17 protein-coding genes, 1 tRNA gene and 1 pseudogene are annotated in these 16,177 nt (G+C 57.7%); 6 read left to right on the forward strand and 13 right to left on the reverse strand.

Annotation, left to right across the window (positions count from 1 at the left end; genetic code table 11):
- Positions 1–193, forward strand: a pseudogene (locus CI807_RS31565) (hypothetical protein); the annotation flags it as partial.
- A 154-nt stretch (positions 194–347) separates the two neighbouring features.
- Here CI807_RS31565 and CI807_RS08200 read toward each other — a convergent pair.
- From CI807_RS08200 to CI807_RS08220, 6 genes are all read right to left on the reverse strand, one after another.
- Positions 348–1,715 (reverse strand): ISL3 family transposase, encoded by a 1,368-nt coding sequence (locus tag CI807_RS08200; RefSeq protein ID WP_095014329.1) that lies wholly within the window; start codon positions 1,713–1,715, stop codon positions 348–350.
- The gene (locus tag CI807_RS08205) at positions 1,715–2,233 is read right to left on the reverse strand and encodes a class I SAM-dependent methyltransferase (protein ID WP_256578733.1); all 519 of its coding nucleotides are present in this window, start codon (positions 2,231–2,233) and stop codon (positions 1,715–1,717) included. The genes CI807_RS08200 and CI807_RS08205 overlap by 1 nt, the downstream gene beginning before the upstream one ends.
- A 67-nt stretch (positions 2,234–2,300) precedes the next feature.
- Entirely contained in the window at positions 2,301–2,477 is a 177-nt protein-coding gene (locus CI807_RS31275; RefSeq protein WP_157742012.1) for a hypothetical protein, read from the reverse strand.
- A gap of 520 nt (positions 2,478–2,997) precedes the next feature.
- Complete coding sequence (locus tag CI807_RS08210) at positions 2,998–3,357, reverse strand: hypothetical protein (protein WP_095014330.1); 360 nt, start codon at positions 3,355–3,357, stop codon at positions 2,998–3,000.
- Between the two features lie 619 nt (positions 3,358–3,976).
- Positions 3,977–4,052, reverse strand: a tRNA-Thr gene (locus CI807_RS08215).
- 123 nt (positions 4,053–4,175) lie between these two features.
- Positions 4,176–4,409, reverse strand: coding sequence for a DUF2790 domain-containing protein (locus CI807_RS08220; RefSeq protein ID WP_016979098.1), 234 nt, complete (start codon positions 4,407–4,409; stop codon positions 4,176–4,178).
- A 451-nt stretch (positions 4,410–4,860) separates the two neighbouring features.
- Here CI807_RS08220 and bcsQ (CI807_RS08225) point away from each other — a divergent pair, with 451 nt between their 5' ends.
- Both bcsQ (CI807_RS08225) and bcsQ (CI807_RS08230) read left to right on the forward strand, forming a co-directional pair.
- Positions 4,861–5,706: a cellulose biosynthesis protein BcsQ gene (gene bcsQ / locus CI807_RS08225; protein ID WP_095017524.1), complete on the forward strand. Its 846-nt coding sequence runs from the start codon at positions 4,861–4,863 to the stop codon at positions 5,704–5,706.
- A gap of 210 nt (positions 5,707–5,916) precedes the next feature.
- On the forward strand, positions 5,917–6,828 hold the full coding sequence (gene bcsQ / locus CI807_RS08230; protein WP_095014331.1) for a cellulose biosynthesis protein BcsQ: 912 nt from the start codon (positions 5,917–5,919) through the stop codon (positions 6,826–6,828).
- A 241-nt stretch (positions 6,829–7,069) separates the two neighbouring features.
- Here bcsQ (CI807_RS08230) and CI807_RS08235 read toward each other — a convergent pair whose 3' ends face one another.
- The 5 genes from CI807_RS08235 to CI807_RS08255 all read right to left on the reverse strand — a co-directional run bounded on the left by CI807_RS08235 (position 7,070) and on the right by CI807_RS08255 (position 11,275).
- A complete protein-coding gene (locus tag CI807_RS08235) occupies positions 7,070–8,257 on the reverse strand; it encodes a methyltransferase (RefSeq protein ID WP_095014332.1) in 1,188 nt (395 codons plus the stop codon).
- Positions 8,238–8,927, reverse strand: a complete 690-nt coding sequence (locus CI807_RS08240; RefSeq protein ID WP_025999969.1) for an ABC transporter permease — start codon at positions 8,925–8,927, stop codon at positions 8,238–8,240. The genes CI807_RS08235 and CI807_RS08240 overlap by 20 nt, the downstream gene beginning before the upstream one ends.
- Positions 8,928–8,965: 38 nt before the next feature.
- Positions 8,966–9,661 (reverse strand): ABC transporter permease, encoded by a 696-nt coding sequence (locus tag CI807_RS08245; RefSeq protein ID WP_016979103.1) that lies wholly within the window; start codon positions 9,659–9,661, stop codon positions 8,966–8,968.
- 74 nt (positions 9,662–9,735) lie between these two features.
- Entirely contained in the window at positions 9,736–10,488 is a 753-nt protein-coding gene (locus CI807_RS08250; protein ID WP_016979104.1) for an ABC transporter substrate-binding protein, read from the reverse strand.
- Between the two features lie 13 nt (positions 10,489–10,501).
- Positions 10,502–11,275: an ABC transporter ATP-binding protein gene (locus CI807_RS08255; RefSeq protein WP_010213906.1), complete on the reverse strand. Its 774-nt coding sequence runs from the start codon at positions 11,273–11,275 to the stop codon at positions 10,502–10,504.
- Positions 11,276–11,829: 554 nt separating this feature from the next.
- On the opposite strand from CI807_RS08255, the gene gabP reads away from it, so the two are divergent.
- Positions 11,830–13,221, forward strand: coding sequence for a GABA permease (gene gabP, locus CI807_RS08260; RefSeq protein WP_095014333.1), 1,392 nt, complete (start codon positions 11,830–11,832; stop codon positions 13,219–13,221).
- A gap of 53 nt (positions 13,222–13,274) precedes the next feature.
- On the opposite strand, the gene CI807_RS08265 is transcribed toward gabP, so the two are convergent.
- Complete coding sequence (locus CI807_RS08265; protein ID WP_095014334.1) at positions 13,275–13,688, reverse strand: hypothetical protein; 414 nt, start codon at positions 13,686–13,688, stop codon at positions 13,275–13,277.
- Between the two features lie 4 nt (positions 13,689–13,692).
- The gene (locus CI807_RS08270; RefSeq protein WP_095014335.1) at positions 13,693–14,673 is read right to left on the reverse strand and encodes an alpha/beta fold hydrolase; all 981 of its coding nucleotides are present in this window, start codon (positions 14,671–14,673) and stop codon (positions 13,693–13,695) included.
- Between the two features lie 183 nt (positions 14,674–14,856).
- On the opposite strand from CI807_RS08270, the gene CI807_RS31750 reads away from it, so the two are divergent.
- Complete coding sequence (locus tag CI807_RS31750; protein ID WP_256578734.1) at positions 14,857–14,988, forward strand: hypothetical protein; 132 nt, start codon at positions 14,857–14,859, stop codon at positions 14,986–14,988.
- 156 nt (positions 14,989–15,144) lie between these two features.
- Complete coding sequence (locus CI807_RS08275; RefSeq protein WP_095014336.1) at positions 15,145–16,110, forward strand: arsenic resistance protein; 966 nt, start codon at positions 15,145–15,147, stop codon at positions 16,108–16,110.
- The last annotated feature ends 67 nt before the right edge of the window (positions 16,111–16,177 follow it).

Genomic DNA, 16,177 nt, shown 5'->3' on the forward strand with positions numbered 1-16,177 from the left:
CCACGTCGGGTCTGAAAACGTGAACATCTTCAAAATTCTGTGCAACACACTCGACCTGGTTCAGCAGATGGCCACTGAGATCGCAGCGCACCAGCATGGTCCGACACCGGTGCCAACGACAGCAGCAGCTTTCACCGCCGACGCCGCGAAAGCAGCGCTGTTGTCGGCTGAGCTAGGATCAGTCACGTTGTAGTTTAGATCCGGTCAGACGGTACTTAAGCCCGCCATATGGCGGGCTTTTGGCTTTTTGGATATTAGCTCCCGCTACCCCAAGGTCCGTGATCGGATTCGATATCTTCGGCTACCTGGCTGATCACGCTTTCTGAGTACTTACCCTCATAAAGTGGCTATTCGGAATAGTGTGTGTAAACCTCTGCCCAATCGATGGTGTCTTCCCACTCCATTGACTGTGTAATTGATCTTTCACTGCACTCAGGACAGATGCAGTGTTTTCGATCATCACCTTCCTCGGTGTGCATGCACGATTCCGTTTCATCTTCGAAGAACAGACCTCCACAAGAAACGCAGAACCACTCAGGTGACCGGCCCGCTCTAGCGCTCCTGGAGAAGAGGACGCGAGCCCTGATGATGTCGAAGGTGTAGCCGCGACCATTACGGTTGATGACCTTGGTCATGCCGTTCAGAGCCTCGGTGTAGCCGTTGGTAATGGGGTAGTCGAAGTAGTTGACGATCTGCTGCCGCCAGTTCTTCAGGGCCGATAGCAGGTCTTTGTAATCAGCCGCTACATCACTCGCCTTCACCTGGGCGACCCATGCCTCAATCGCTGGGATGGCCTCGGCCTTGGGGAGGTTGTACAGGGCATAGAATTCCTCCTTGAACTGATACGACTGACCAATCTCGGCGTCGTTATCCACCCACATGTCGAGGTTGAAGGCTTGCTTGTCGGTAAGGTTGGCGCCGCTCTTGTTGAGCAGTACCTTGCTGCGCTTCCACTCCTTGTTGACCTTGACGCCCTGGGCCTTGCCGCGCCGGATACGCGTCTTGTCCACGGCGTAGTTGGCCATCCGCACAACATGGAACTTGTCGATGACCACAGGAACACCGGGAGCCATCATGTTCACCACGTTGAGGTATGGCCGCCACATGTCGGTGGCCACGCCCAGCAGGGTCGAGCGGTCAGAGAAGCCGTGAAGCCAGCGCGCCAGGGTTTCCTGATCGCGATGGGGAAGGATGTCGATGGGCACGTTCCGACCAACGTCTGTCAGCACGCAACGCATGTCACCGGCGATCTTGGTCTCGTCGATGCCCAACCAATTCGGCAGGTACGGCTTGAATTGGGTGTTCATGTAGTGGACGTAGTCGTTCGCGATATTGCGGATCGTCTTCTCGTCGCAACCAATGTGTTCGGCAAGCCTGGTGAAGGTGTCCCGCAGGCATTGAGTCTTGATGTACTCGACGCACCGTTTCGTCATGCGCCGATCAACCTCGACGCCTTCCAGGGGCTGGAGAGACGTGCCACCACACTCGCGGCACTTGTACCGCTGAACCTTGGCTGCAAGCTGAACGTGAGCGCCCCTGATAGGGCTATCGCGGTAGGCCACGACCTTTGGCCCGTGCCGGTACAGCTTTCCGATCAGGCCGCATTTGGTGCAGGCCTGGAGCGGCTTGGAATACTCCGCCTCGATGATGTAGAGGCCATCTACGAGGCGAGAGGCCAGGACGTTCCATTCCGGCAGATCAAGGATGTCGGTCATCAAGCCGCCTCGGACGGCTTCATGAACACGTACCAATGGGTTAGGCCCTTACGTCCGGTCGGATGACCAAATAAAGGCTGCACGTCGGTAAGCGCAAGAACCTCCCGAATCTTCACCTGTGTTTCATTCCACTTGAAGACCAGCACGCCATTGCTGGCCAGCACCCTGAAGCATTCTCTGAAACCCTTCTGGATGTCTTCCTGCCACGTTTTCGAAAGCTTGCCGTACTTCTTCGTCATCCAGCTTTTCGGGCCAGCAGTGTGCAAATGCGGCGGGTCAAAAACCACCAATTTGAAGCTGCCGTCGTCGAAGGGCATATCGGTGAAGTCCAGCAATATGTCTGGCTCGATTATCAGCGTCCGACCATCGCATAACACATGGCTTTCTGACCGCTTATCACCGTACACAACATCAGAATTCTGCTTGTCGAACCAGAACATCCGGCTCCCGCAGCATGGGTCGAGGACTCGGCGTCCGCCATTCGTAAGGTCAAGCATCATTTGTTCTGCAGTAGCCATGCGCAATCGCCTTTCCACATGATAATCCGGATTTAGATTATAGCGGGTTCTTATGAATTACACACGATTATCCGAATAGCCCATAAAGTTCCGTCAACTCAGACTCGATGTCGATTTCCGCATCACGCCATTCATCGGTCTCGCGATCCTGGCTTGAATATTCTTGCAGCGGCGAAAAGCCAGCGTGTCGAAGTCCCTGCGTCATTACCTCTGTAGCAGCCTGTATATCGTCGTTCTGGCTCATAAAGTTCCCCCTGCATCCCAATGGGCGCGTGCGCGCGATTTCCCGGTTGCGTACAACCTGGCCCACCTACATGAGGGCGACTCCTCGTTTTCCAAGAAAAACCGGCCGAACGGTAGAAAAGTGCCGGCAGAAGAAAAAACCTTTGGAAAAAGCACTTATCCCCCTCCCGCCGACGGGGTTTGTGTCCTTTTTTTGTGCAAAGTCGGAGGTAGTGCAAACAAAGCTGCAGCCCAAGCGGGCCGTGGGGTTCTGCAGGCGATCGGCAATTTCACAGATTGCAAAGTTTTGAAGAGAAATGCAGCGCGGCTGCACAACAGTGCGATGGGTGTACTTCAACAGCGGAAAGCTAAAGTCCCCGGCCCCATTGGGCGAAAAAATGAAAAACACCGTAATTCGTGGGTTTTCATTCTCGGAAGGGCTCTTTTGAAGGCGCCTCGCTGATCAATGACCGAAACGCGTTTCTACTCTGGAGCCCCCGAATACTTAGGGCTGTAGCCGATGCGCCCCATTACAGAGCGTTTCACACCGATTCGGAGGCGGCCAAGCGAAGGTGGGGTAGTTCATTCAGCTTCTGCAGGCGTGTGAATTCATTCTTCACAACTGGAATCAGCAGACGCTCCAGCGCGTCACGCAGCTTTGTTGCCTGCTCTTCGGTCAGCTTTTTAACCGAGCCAGTAACGCTGCTGGCGCAGAGGACGTTGGCGGGGAGGATGCCCAATATATCCATGGAACCGTCAATGTAGCCGCCCAGGTATTCCTGCCGTTTGAACAGTACCGAGCTTTCAGGGGCTTCCTGGTAATCCCAATGAACCTCCCAAGTCGAACTGTTCTTCTTTATTTCAATGATGGGTTCCGCTGCTTGGGACGCTGGCTTACGCATGCTTGCTTCCTTCGATCAGTGCGCGGCGCAGCATTCTGAGCGTTAGCTTCGAGGCGTCCGCATTAATGTTTATTTAGGTTGACCCTCAAATCCCTGTCAGATCATGGATATCTGTCAGCGAGTGCCCTACAGGCCCCGTATTTACTGGGGTTCAGCTCTGACAGCGGGGTTGGATGTTTGTGTCAGTTTCTCCCTCGAAAATAAAAAACCCTTATAAATCAGTCACTTAAAAACAGTAAATCTGACACTACTGTTTTGTCAGGTTCTGACAGGTCGCTGACAGCTTTCTGACAGTGATGCAAAACGCTGAAAGGCTTGAAATATAAGGGTTACAGAGTAGAGGAATATCAATCTGACAAATCTGACAGGCTTTTAAGGGGTCAACCTTAATTTTTTTTTCGCTTCGCATAAGGGGTGTTGGGTCATACGCGTACACATCGCACAGGCTCTAAACATTCGGCCTATCACACCGCGACACTTCCACTTTCACCCCCCAGCTACTGAGCTGAGAGCATCCCCGTTCTGTGCCTTTTGATGGCCACGGGAGCGCTTGTTACGTCGCTTGTTACGTCTACCGCAAAAAACAAGGGCCTGCATCGCTGCAAGCCCTTGATTTATATGGTGCCGGCACCAGGAGTCGAACCCGGGACCTACTGATTACAAGTCAGTTGCTCTACCAACTGAGCTATACCGGCGTGTTAGGGCGACGATTATAGCGATTGGCGAGGTTCTGTAAACCCCTGAATTCTGACTATTTTTGCAAATCCGCAGGTTTTTTCATCTGGCGCGGTTTCCGGGCTGTAGCGGGGCTTCTTTCGTCAGCTGCCGTCTGCGCAGTTGTCGGCGAATTTGCTGTAGTTCAGCACGCGTTTTTGGCCGTGGGAGTCGAGGTAGGTCATGTGGGCATTGACCACGCCGCAGGAGCCGGAGTTGTCCTGCACGGTGGCGACGATGCGTTGGATGTCCGGCTTCGGCTTGGTGTCGGCGTGGGCGTTGAGGGTGAAGGCAAGCAGGCTGGCGGCGATGAAGATGTTCCAGTTGTTGGGGTTCATGGTTGCGTCCTCGGTGCAGATCAACAGTGGGTGTGGGTCCTATTGAATGCTCGGGAGGTATATGGGGTGTGTCGCGAAGCGCGGGTTTTGTCTCGTTTTGTATGAGGCGTCTGTGTAGTTACATGGGAATACGCATCAGGCTGAATTCTTGATAAATTGATCAAAAATGGCGATAAATAATCCTAAATTACTGATTTATATAGTAAAAATAATAAGTCATATAAATGGCGCCAAGCCGCTCATCTGAAACAAGTTAGTTGAAATCATCAAAATACTGACACTATCAAGGTGATATCACACAATGCGCGCCTTATTTATTCAACCACTCAGAGGGGGGAGCAGGACAGTGAGTCGCGCAGATGATATTTCCAAACTATACGACGCACTGAATGGCGCTCTCCGTGTTGATCAGCCTCAGGTCGATGAGCCGATTTCGCCTGGTCTGCAATGTTTGCTCGATCAGTTGAATCAGGGCGCAACCCAGCATCTTCAGCCGCCCGAATTGGTGGAAGGCCCGCTTGGTGAGGTGTACTCGGACCCATCGGCGCCCAAGGTTGTGGTGGTGGTCTCTGCCAAGGGTGGGGTTGGCCGCACGACGCTCGCGGCGGCACTCACCAGCGGTTTGCAGCGCCAGGGCCATCCTGCGCTCGCGCTGGACCTGGACCCGCAAGACGCCCTGCGTCATCACCTGGCGCCCGGTGTGAATATGGCGGGTGTCGGCGCGACCAGTCTGCTCAACAAAACCTGGGAGGCGTTACCGGTTCGGGGTTTTGCCGGGTGTCGCATGGTGGCGTTCGGTGAAACCGATCCTGTGCAACAGCAAAGCTTGAATCGTTGGCTGGGACAGGATCTGGAGTTTCTGACCAAGCGCCTGGGTGGGATGAAATTGAGTGGCCGGGACACGGTAATCATCGATGTGCCGGCGGGCAATAGCGTGTACCTGAGCCAGGCCATGTCGGTTGCCGACGTGGTGTTGGTGGTGGTGCAAGCGGATGCCGCGTCATTTCGCAGCCTGGCTCAAATGGACAGTGTGCTTGCTCCTTACCTGGCTCACGCGAAATCGCCGTACCGCTTCTATGTGATCAACCAGGTTGACCCTGCTCATCGGTTCAGCGAGGACATGGTCGACGTGTTCAAGCTACGCCTGGGGGATGCCGTGCTTGGAACGGTCCAGCGCGACCCCTCGTTTATCGAGGCTCAGGCTTACGGGCGCGATCCCCTTGATCCGGTCAGCAACAGCGCCGGATGCCAGGATCTGAGCAGCCTCTGCCGTAGCTTGCTTGAGCGAATCAATTAAGCGCGTCGAGGGTCGGAGCATTGCTGGCCATTAAATTGACGATTTGCCGTTTGTCTAAAAAATATACAACTATCTCATCAAAATAATGACACTTTTGCTGTCCTGAAGCAGACTGCTTGCACTAGGGCGACCACAAAAAGACCTGCGGTAAGCATTCGTATCAGCTGACCTTTTCACGTCTTTGAGCTTCGCCGTGATGAGGGGTTTGTTATGGGCATTACTGATGGTCTTTTAGCCTTGCTCGGCAAGGATGTCTGCCAGGATGAGCGTGGCATGGCGTCGCGTTTGCATTTCTTCGGCAGCATTCCCAGCCGAGACGATGGCGCCGCCAACGAAAGTACCCAGCCCGCGCCCGCCTTGGCCTTGAGCCCGAAAGTGGTAGCGTTGGTGTCGATCAATGGCGGTGTTGGCCGCAGCACACTGGTCACCGCCCTGAGCAGTGGTCTGCAGCGCCAGGGCGAGTCCGTCGTGGCGCTGGACCTGGACCCGCAGAACGCCTTGCAACATCACTTTGGGGTCAGTTCGGCATTGCCGGGCATCGGGCGCACCAGTCTGGAGCATGGGCAATGGAACCAACTCCAGCAGCTCAGCTTTGCCGGTTGCCAGGTGATCACCTTTGGCGAGATCGATATCCCGCAGCAGGAAAGCCTGGAGCGCTGGCTCAAGCACGAGCCGCGTTGGCTGGCTCAACGCCTCGCATCCCTGGACTTGAGCGCTCGGCATACGGTGATCATCGATACCCCTTCCGGTAACAACGTTTACTTTCATCAAGCGCTGAGTGTTGCCGACGTGGTACTGGTCATCGTGCAGGCGGATGCCGCGTGCCTGGGCACCCTCGACCATCTGGATGTACTGCTTGCCCCCCACTTGGAGGGTGAGCGCCCGCCCAGTGTGCAGGTGGTGATCAACCAAGTGGATGAAAGGAATGCCTTCAGCCTGGACATGGTCGAGGCGTTCAAGCAGCGGCTGGGCAAAGAAACGCTGCACGTGCACCGCGATCTAGCGATTAATGAAGCCTTGGCCTTTGGTGTCGACCCGTTGGATAGCGTGGCGAAGAGGCTGGCGGGCGACGATATCAACGACCTCTGCCAGTTGCTGAAGGCTCCAAGAAAACGCATTTAAAGCGCGGTTTATACGCTTAACGCCAGATGCTTATGCACAATCGGTTGGATGGGCATGTCACGAAAGAGCCATTTTGTGGAGCCGTTCTCATCACGCCGCAACTGCCTGTTTTGCGTGCGTTTTATTTTATGAACAAAAAATGACCAGCGCGGTTTATGACCTGCAGCGCAGGTGGCTACAGGCCCCGTAAAGAATTCATCAACAGAGTTATCCACAGGCTGCGCTGCGGCAATTTTGCCCCTTAATCGCGCTCGGCAAGCACCATCAAGTTGCGCGGTGTCAGTGCGGACTCGCAGAAGGTGCCTATCTCGACCTTGTAGCCGTTTTGGGCAAGGAATAATGCCCGATCCAACACCAGCCACAGTTCCAGTGGGCGACGAAACAAACCTCGCACCAACTCCAGGTTTCTGACTTCGGCCAGACGGCGCCAGCCGTACGCTTCCAGCGCCGTCCAATCCTGTTCGCCTGTGGATAACCCTTTGAGACTTGCCAGCTCCTTGCAGTAGTCGGCAAAGTGTTTGTCCAGCCAGCTGGTGGGCAGGGAGGGTGTAGGCAGGTATTTGTCGGCGCCGCGCAGTTCGCGTTGCAGTTGATCGAAGCCCAGGCGTCGCGCCATGGACGTGTCCCGTTGCAGACGTACCCGCTTGCCTGCGGTAATGGTTTCGCTCAGCGGCAGGCCTAGGTCATCGATCGACAGTTGTAGGCATGATGCGCGACCTGCATTGGACAGTGGCTGGTAGGTGCCAGCGTTGATGCGGTTGTAGCAGCAGGGTGCCAGTGCCAGCTGTTTGCAGCCGACGGCGCTGGCCAGTTGCAGCAGGCGCACATGCAAGTCGCCACAGGCATGCAGGGCGACGGGCGTATGTTCTGGGCCGATTGCCACGTCGGCCATCACGTCTTGCAGGCGATGGGTGACCGGCAGCCCATGATGGTCGCTCAAGGCCTGACCTGCGGCGATCAGCGCCGGGTCGTATTCCAGGCAGGTCAGTGCTTGATCGTTTTGTACCAGGCGACGGCCCAGATGACCCTTGCCAGCGCACCAGTCCAGCCAGTGCGTGGGCGTTTGCTTGAAATGCAGTGCGGCGCCGAAGGCTTCGATCTGTTCCCACTTACGGCCTGGAACATCGACGTTCAGGCGATGGCGAGCGGGTGCGAGGGGCTGTGTCGATAACTTATCCACAGCGCTGAGCTGGCGAGCTTGCGCGGCGAGTTGTGGAAAAGGTGCCGGCGCCGGCAGGTCATGGGGTTGGTTGTGACTGGCCTCAGCGTCGTCCAACGAGCGTTGGCGCAGCCACTGGGCGAGGTCGGGATGCTCTGTTTCCCAAGGGAGCTGACGATGGGTAAAGGGCCGTGGTTTCCACAGCCCTTGGTGCTCGATCAGGAACGCATCCAGTGCCTGGAAGCGTGCCTCAACGTCCTTGGCATGCATCGACGCGCAGCCAACGTTCCAACAGTTTGAAGCCGCGCACCAGGATGTAAGCCATCAACAGGTAGAACAGCCCCGCGGCGAAGAAAATCTCAACCGGCAGGTAGGTTCGGGCGATGATAGTCCGCGCCATGCCGGTCAATTCCAGTAGGGTGACGGTACTGGCCAGGGCGCTGGCCTTGAGCATCAGAATCACTTCATTGCTGTACGCCGGCAGGCCGATGCGCGAGGCGCGCGGCAGGATGATGTAGAACAGCGTCTTGGGCTTGGACATGCCCAGGGCTCGCGCCGCTTCAATCTCGCCCGGCGGGATGGCCTGGATCGCGCCGCGCAGGATCTCAGCGATATAGGCAGCAGTGTGCAGCGTCATGGTGGCGGTGGCGCACCAGAACGGATCGCGCAGGTAGGGCCACATGAAGCTCTCGCGCACCGCGTCGAACTGCGCCAGGCCGTAGTAGACCAGGAACAACTGCACCAGCAACGGCGTGCCACGGAAGAAGAAAATGTAGGCGTAAGGCAGCGCGCTGACATACCAGCGTCGTGAGGAGCGCGCGATACCCAGCGGGATTGCCAGCAACAGGCCGGCGATGACTGCAATGGCCACAAGCTCAAGGGTCAGGATGGCGCCTTGGGCCAGTTTGGGCAGCCACTTGATGATCACGGCCCAGTTCAGGCCCAGGTCGAAATGCGCCAGCCAGCTGTAGTCGCCGCTCATTGGGTGCTCCTTGCAAAGCCGCGGGCGGCGCGTTTTTCCAGGAAGTGCATGCCGGTCATCGCCAGCACGGTCAGGCCCAGGTACATGAAGGCGGCGACCATGAAGAAGGTGAACGGTTGCTTGGTCACGGTCACGCCGATCTGCGCATGGCGCATGATTTCTTCCAGGCCGATCACCGACACCAGTGCGGTGTCTTTCATCAGGATCATGAACAGGTTGCCCAGGCCCGGCAGGGCGATGCGCCACATCTGCGGCATGATCAACCGAGTGAAAATCCTGAACTTCGACAACCCCAACGCTACACCGGCTTCGCGGTGGCCTTTGGGAATGGCGAGGATCGCGCCACGGAACACTTCCGTGGCGTAGGCGCCGAAGCACAGGCCCAGGGCGATGACCCCGGCGGCAAAGGCACTGAGGGAAAGGTCGGGGTTACCAAAAAACTCACCGAGGGCACGCATCAGGTTGACCGTGCCGAAGTAAATCAGCAGCACCCACAGCAATTCGGGAATGCCACGAACAATGGTCGAGTACGCACCGCCCACCCATTGCAGTGGCTTGTACGGCGAAGTCTTGGCCAAGGCACCGGCCAGGCCGAGCACCAGCCCCAGGCACAGGGCCGTGAGCGCCAGTTTGACGGTCATCAGCGCGCCAGCGGCAAGCGCCGGGCCGAATCCGTAGAGATCGAAATTCATGGTGTTTTCATATCGCGGCAGGCAGTGCAAAAAGCCGACGCGCTCAAGTGAGCGCGCCGGGCATACCGTTCAGATCATTCGATGCTGAAAGGGAAGTACTTGTCGTTGATCTTCTTGTAGGTGCCGTCTGCCTTGATCTCTGCCAGGGCTTTGTTCAGGCGCTCGCGCAGTGGGTCGCCCTTGCGTACGGCGATACCGATCTTGTCGCTTTCTACCACCGGGTCGCCTTTGAACTCGTAGGCCGAACCGTCTTTGCTCTTGAGCCATTCGTACTGCACGTATTTGTCGGCCAGGATGCCGTCGAGGCGACCGGAGGTCAGGTCGAGGTAGGCGTTTTCCTGGGTGTCGTACAGCTTGGCGGTGGTGTCCGGCAGCTTGTCTTCCAGGTAGGTGCCGGCCAGCGTCGCGCGTTGCGCGCCGATGGTCTTGCCCTTCAGGTAAGTCGCGTCGGTCTTGAAGTCCGCAGTGGCTTTAGGCGCGATGAACTGCAGCTTGTTGGAATAGTACGGGTCGGTGAAGTCGACGGCCTGCTTGCGCTCATCGGTGATCGACAGCGAAGACACCAGGAAGTCGAACTTCTTGGCGTTCAGGGCCGGGATGATGCCGTCCCAGTCGGATACGTACACTTCGCACTTCTCGACTTTCATCTTGGCGCACAGGGCGTCGCCGATGTCTTTGTCGAAGCCGACGACGTTGCCGCTGGCGTCTTTATTGTTGAACGGCGGGTAGGCCGCTTCGATCCCCATTTTCAAGGTTTCTGCCATGGCCGTGGCGCTGAACGCCATCGAGACGGCCGCGGCCAGAAGGAATTTTTTATAGTTCTGCATGCATGTTGCTCCGTTAGCGGTTGCTGGACATGAATTGTTTGCAGCGCGCCGAAAGCGGGTTTTCGAATACCTGCTGTGGCGATCCTTGCTCTTCGACCAGGCCCTGGTGCAGGAACACCACCTCACTGGAGACCTGACGGGCGAAGCCCATTTCATGGGTGACCAGCAGCATGGTGCGGCCTTCTTCGGCCAGCGCGCGGATCACATTAAGTACTTCCTGAACCATTTCCGGGTCAAGCGCCGAAGTGGGCTCATCGAACAGGATGACTTTAGGCTGCATCGCCAGGGTGCGCGCGATGGCCGCCCGTTGCTGCTGGCCGCCGGACAATTGCGCTGGGTAGGCGTGGCGTTTGTCGGCGATGCCGACCTTGGCCAGCAAGGCTTCGGCCACTTCGATGGCTTCGGCTTTGCTTTGGCCAAGCACACGGCGAGGGGCCTCGATGATGTTGTCGAGGATGCTCATGTGCGGCCACAGGTTAAAGTTTTGAAACACAAAACCGATTTCGCTGCGCAGGCGGTTGATCTGCTTGCCGTCGGCGGCCATCAGCTCGCCGTTTTTCGCGGCCTTGAGCTTGAGTTCTTCGCCGGCCACCAGGATCTGGCCCTGGTGCGGGTTTTCCAGCAGGTTGATGCAGCGCAGGAAGGTGGACTTGCCGGAACCGGAGGAACCCAAAATCGAGATCACATCGCCGTCGCGAGCGGTCAGCGAGATACCCTTGAGTACCTCCAGCTCACCATAGCGTTTATGCAAGTTGCGGATTTCAAGCGCGGGCGTGGCCTCGGCCATGTGGGGTCCTCATTGTGTTCGTTGCAATCCTGCTGTTGGGCCGCCTTCCTGGCGAGGCGCCAAGCTAGCATAGCGTCTTGACGGCAGCCAACAGCATGGCCGGCGGTAAACAGGTGGTGTGCGGCAGGGTGTCGCATCGGCACAGCAGTGTGTCGCGCCATCAACAACCGAACATCCGTTTGAACCCGAAAAACCGCAGGCTTCGCGTAAAAAAGGGCGCGATGGTGCCAGCTTTGGCCGGGTGTTGGAAGGGTTAACCGGGCAAACGGTGCATATCAGCCCTTTTGTGGGGCGTCACGTACTTTTTGTGTGTGTTTATGGTGCGTTTATTCGTCCTGAATGTGAGTCGCACGGTAACGCTATAGCGGAATGCCATTGTTCTCAATGACTTGCGAGTCTTGTTGAAACGTCCTACAGCCCGCGTCAATCGCGGCTCTGTAACATTTTGGCGCAAATCTTGCGTAAAAAATAAAGAACGCCCCGTTGGTTTCTTTTCACGAGAGAGATCCCGGGCCGGGCGAACCGTTTTCGCAATTCCTCGTAAAGGTGTGTCAATGAGTAGTACGCAAAGCTCCAATGACCTCGAACAGGGGCTCAAACCGCGTCACGTCACCATGCTGTCGATTGCCGGCGTCATCGGTGCCGGTTTGTTTGTCGGCTCCGGCCACGCGATTGCTGCTGCCGGCCCGGCCGTCCTGCTGGCGTATGCCGCTGCGGGCACGCTGGTGGTGTTGGTGATGCGCATGCTGGCCGAAATGGCCGTGGCGTCACCAGACACCGGTTCGTTCTCCACTTACGCCGACCGGGCGATCGGTCACTGGGCGGGTTTCACCATCGGCTGGTTGTACTGGTGGTTCTGGGTGTTGGTGATTCCACTGGAAGCCAACGCCGCCGCGACTATCCTGCATGCCTGGTTCCCGGACGTGGCGATCTGGGCATTTACCCTGGTCATCACCCTGTTGCTGACCGCGACCAACCTGTTCAGCGTGAAGAACTACGGCGAGTTCGAGTTCTGGTTCGCGTTGATCAAAGTCGTGGCGATTGTGGGCTTCGTGATCCTCGGTCTGGCCGCGATTTTCGGCTTCCTGCCGACCAGCCAGGTCAGTGGCGTTTCGCACCTGTTCGACACCCAAGGCTTCATGCCCAACGGCATGGGCGCGGTATTGGCTGCGATCCTGACCACCATGTTCTCCTTCATGGGCACCGAGATCGTCACCATCGCCGCCGCTGAATCGAAGAACCCAGGCCAGCAGATCACCAAGGCCACCAACTCGGTGATCTGGCGGATTGGCTTGTTCTACCTGTTGTCGATCTTCATCGTGGTCTCCCTGGTGCCATGGAACGATCCGACCCTGGCGGCCGTAGGTTCCTACCAGACGGTGCTGGAGCGCATGGGTATCCCGAATGCCAAACTGATTGTCGACTTGGTGGTATTGGTTGCCGTGACCAGTTGCTTGAACTCGGCGCTGTACACCGCCTCGCGCATGCTGTTTTCCCTGGGCCGTCGCGGTGATGCACCGGCGGTGGCCAAGCGCACCAACAAGAGCGGTACGCCTTACTGGGCGGTGTTGTTGTCTACCGGCGCGGCGTTCCTGGCGGTATTCGCCAACTACGTGGCTCCGGCTGCGGTGTTTGAGTTCCTGCTGGCCAGCTCCGGCGCCATTGCGTTGCTGGTGTACCTGGTGATCGCCGTATCGCAACTGCGCATGCGCCAGAAACGCACGGCGGCGGGCGAGAAGATTGTCTTCAAGATGTGGCTGTTCCCAGGCCTGACCTACGCGGTGATGGTGTTCATCGTGGGCACGCTGACCATCATGCTGTTCCAGGAAGCGCACCGCATCGAGATCATTGCGACCGGCGTGTTGAGCTTGCTGGTGGTGGCGGCGGGGTTGTTTGTGTCCAGCCGGCGCAAGGCGCAGAGAGCGGGTGCAGCCGTACTGAACTGACGGAGTGCGGTAAAAAATGTGGGAGCGGGCTTGCTCCCACATTTGGTTCTGTTTCAGTCTTGCGAACTGGTCAGCGCCTGCGATGCGGCTACGTAATCCGCCTGGAACTGCGGCGACTCGATCCACGCCAGTGCCGCGGCTTCATCATCGGTATCCGTAACCCACTGCCGATACTCGATCAGCGCCGCGAGGATAAAGTCGGTGGCTTCCTCTTCGCCTTCCTGTTCCAGCACCAGTGCCAGCAGCGGGTGGGCCAGGAACACAGCGCACAGGGCTTGTTGGCTGGTTTCGCCAGCCGTGCGCATCTCTACGAACAGCTCGGTCAAATCCACTGACTCAAGGTCAATGCGGCTGTCGTCGCCGGCAAAGGCGTCCGGCTTGCTCGCGACGGCGCGCTGGGTGCGGTTTTGCTTGGCCTTGGTCTTTGCCCGTTGGGCGCGTTTTTGCTGCTTGTTTGGCGAGGCCATGGGCTCAACGTCCTGGAGTGCTGGGTGGGATATTGAAGCGCAGGTTGGGGGAAATCCCAAGGGTATCTTCAGCGAATCGACCGTTTTGAAGCCACGCCAGTGCAATCGGCCACAACCGATCCTGATACTCGCTGCGAAAAAATGCGAAATGTCCGACTGTCTTTTCGCCTATATCCTCAGGCGCTATCCGTAAATGAGTGCGCTCACTGCCGTCGAAATAACCCAATAACCGTTCGATGGCGGCCACGGTCCCGAACGGATCGTCGGTGATGCTGATGGCCAGTATCTGCGCGTTTACACGACTGAATGGCAGTTCGCCCAAGGCCCGCCCGCTGGGCCGTGTTTCGTAGCTGGGCGTCGGTGTGCTCCAGTCCCGCACCACGCCCGCAGGTGTGTCTTCCAGCCAGCCCAGGCGCTTGCCGGGGAAGTATCCGCAGAGGGCTGTCAGCAACGGCATTGCCACATGCCACTTGGCAAACATTCGCCAGCGTCCGCTCGCCGCGTAATCGCGCCAGTACGCAAACTGTGCGCCCACCGTCACCATTCGCCGAATGACCGCGCCCGACGCCCCTAGCCCTGCCGCGCAGCCACCGAAGCTGTGGCCGACGACATCAATCGGCTGTCCTGGAAACTCCCGTTGCGCGCGCTGCAGCATGGCCTCGAAATCCAGCACGCCCCAGTCCGACCATGAGGCCTTGAAGCCGCGCAATGAGCCGCTGCGGGACTCGCCGATGCCACGGTAGTCGTAGGTGATGACGTCAAAACCGTTGGCGAACAGGTAGGCGGCAAAGCGGGCGTAGTGGCGGCAGCGGACGGAGGTGGCGGCGTTGATGATCACCACGGGTCGCGTGGGATCGGTTCTGATGTGGCGCCAAGTGAACCCACCGAGGCGGTGGCCGTCGGCGGCGGTCTCCTTGAAAGCTTCGCCGTGGTCGCGCGCAGATGAGGCCGAGGGCAATTGCAAAGAGGCGTCGTTCAAGTTCATTGGGTTCTCGGCCTTTATAGGTTTCTTATTTTTTTAGTAACAGTTCACCAGTTTGCCAGTAGTTGCACCGCGTCTGGCAGGGTCATTAACCTTCGATACCCGCTGATAAAGCCATACATCCGAGAGGAACGACAGCAAGCCATGGACCGATTAGGCTGGCAGGCATCCATTAAGGAGGTCTCTATGAGCATGCCACTATCTCCCATCGTTTCAGAGTTTGAAACTGAAGAGCAGGCTGCCAGCTATGACCGTTGGTTCCGTGCCAAGGTGCAGGCTTCAATTGATGATCCTCGACCTAGTATTCCGCATGATTAGGCGATGGCTGAGGTTGAGAGGATGTTAGAAGAGAGGCGCAAGGCTCGCCGTGCTGCTTGTTAAGTGGCGACCCGAGGCTATTGTCGTTCCGCTCCACTCGACCTTACGCCAATAGATACATAGGCTTACACCTTTGCGATCTACCAAGGCGTTTTCATGACCCGCGATACCCTCGAACGCAACCAGATCCCTTTGTACTTCGTAGTCGTGCTGCTGGCTGCCGGTTTCGGTCTGTTCGTCCCCTCATTCGCCCACCACCTCAGCGCACTGATCACACCCACCATCGCGGTGCTGATGTACGCAATGTTCCTGCAAATCCCCTTTCTGGACGTGCGCCAAAGCCTGAGCAACAAGCGCTTCCTGTCGGCATTGCTGTTCGCCAACTTCATCCTCATTCCGTTACTGGTATGGGCATTGACCCAAGGCCTCGCAGGGCGCCCGGCACTGCTGGTGGGGGCGTTGCTGGTACTGCTGACGCCGTGCATCGACTACGTGGTGGTGTTTACCCATATCGGCAAGGGCGATTCGCGGCTGATGCTCGCGGCGACTCCGGTGCTGTTGTTGCTGCAGTTGGCGCTGTTGCCGATCTATTTGAGCGTGATGCTTGGAGCGCAGTCCGATGTGGTTGTGGAAGTGGGTCCGTTTATCGAGGCGTTCTTCCTGCTGATCGTGGTGCCGATGGTTCTGGCAGTGCTAACGACTTCCCTGACACGGCGATCATCACTCGTCAGTGCTTGGAACGGCGGCTGGGCGTGGATGCCGGTGCCAGCGATGGCGTTGGTGCTGTTTGTGGTGATCGGCTCGCAAATCACCTCGGTGGTGCGGGATATCAACCTGTTGCTGCCGGTGATCCCGGTGTACGTCGGTTTCCTGTTGCTGGCGCCGTTGATGGGCGCGCTGGCATCGCGGCTGTTTGCGCTGCCTGCGGTAACGGCCAGGGCGGTGACGTTCAGCGCATCGACGCGCAATTCGCTGGTGGTGCTGCCCTTGGCGCTGGCGCTGCCTGAGGACGTGCGCGGGTTGGCGGCGACGGCAGTGATACTACAAACCTTGGTCGAGTTGATGGCTGAGTTGATTTACGTTCGATGGATCCCGAAATGGGTGTGGCCCGTGGGTCGGTAAACATCGGAATATTCAGGTCTGTTCAGGCGCTATTCAGCAGGGCAGCCGGCACCATAAGTCGGCGCCC

It is taken from the genome of Pseudomonas sp. NS1(2017) (genome assembly GCF_002269425.1).
Taxonomy (GTDB): Bacteria; Pseudomonadota; Gammaproteobacteria; order Pseudomonadales; family Pseudomonadaceae; genus Aquipseudomonas; species Aquipseudomonas reactans.

Coding starts and splice junctions, on each gene's coding strand:
- CI807_RS08270 (WP_095014335.1), bottom strand. CDS start 14,673: ATGAACTTGAACGACGCCTCTTTGCAATTGCCCTCGGCCTCATCTGCG.
- CI807_RS31750 (WP_256578734.1), top strand. CDS start 14,857: ATGAGCATGCCACTATCTCCCATCGTTTCAGAGTTTGAAACTGAAGAG.
- CI807_RS08205 (WP_256578733.1), bottom strand. CDS start 2,233: ATGGCTACTGCAGAACAAATGATGCTTGACCTTACGAATGGCGGACGC.
- CI807_RS08255 (WP_010213906.1), bottom strand. CDS start 11,275: ATGGCCGAGGCCACGCCCGCGCTTGAAATCCGCAACTTGCATAAACGC.
- gabP (WP_095014333.1), top strand. CDS start 11,830: ATGAGTAGTACGCAAAGCTCCAATGACCTCGAACAGGGGCTCAAACCG.
- CI807_RS08275 (WP_095014336.1), top strand. CDS start 15,145: ATGACCCGCGATACCCTCGAACGCAACCAGATCCCTTTGTACTTCGTA.
- CI807_RS08250 (WP_016979104.1), bottom strand. CDS start 10,488: ATGCAGAACTATAAAAAATTCCTTCTGGCCGCGGCCGTCTCGATGGCG.
- CI807_RS08210 (WP_095014330.1), bottom strand. CDS start 3,357: ATGCGTAAGCCAGCGTCCCAAGCAGCGGAACCCATCATTGAAATAAAG.
- CI807_RS08200 (WP_095014329.1), bottom strand. CDS start 1,715: ATGACCGACATCCTTGATCTGCCGGAATGGAACGTCCTGGCCTCTCGC.
- CI807_RS08220 (WP_016979098.1), bottom strand. CDS start 4,409: ATGAACCCCAACAACTGGAACATCTTCATCGCCGCCAGCCTGCTTGCC.
- CI807_RS31275 (WP_157742012.1), bottom strand. CDS start 2,477: ATGAGCCAGAACGACGATATACAGGCTGCTACAGAGGTAATGACGCAG.
- bcsQ (WP_095014331.1), top strand. CDS start 5,917: ATGGGCATTACTGATGGTCTTTTAGCCTTGCTCGGCAAGGATGTCTGC.
- CI807_RS08245 (WP_016979103.1), bottom strand. CDS start 9,661: ATGAATTTCGATCTCTACGGATTCGGCCCGGCGCTTGCCGCTGGCGCG.
- CI807_RS08235 (WP_095014332.1), bottom strand. CDS start 8,257: ATGCATGCCAAGGACGTTGAGGCACGCTTCCAGGCACTGGATGCGTTC.
- CI807_RS08265 (WP_095014334.1), bottom strand. CDS start 13,688: ATGGCCTCGCCAAACAAGCAGCAAAAACGCGCCCAACGGGCAAAGACC.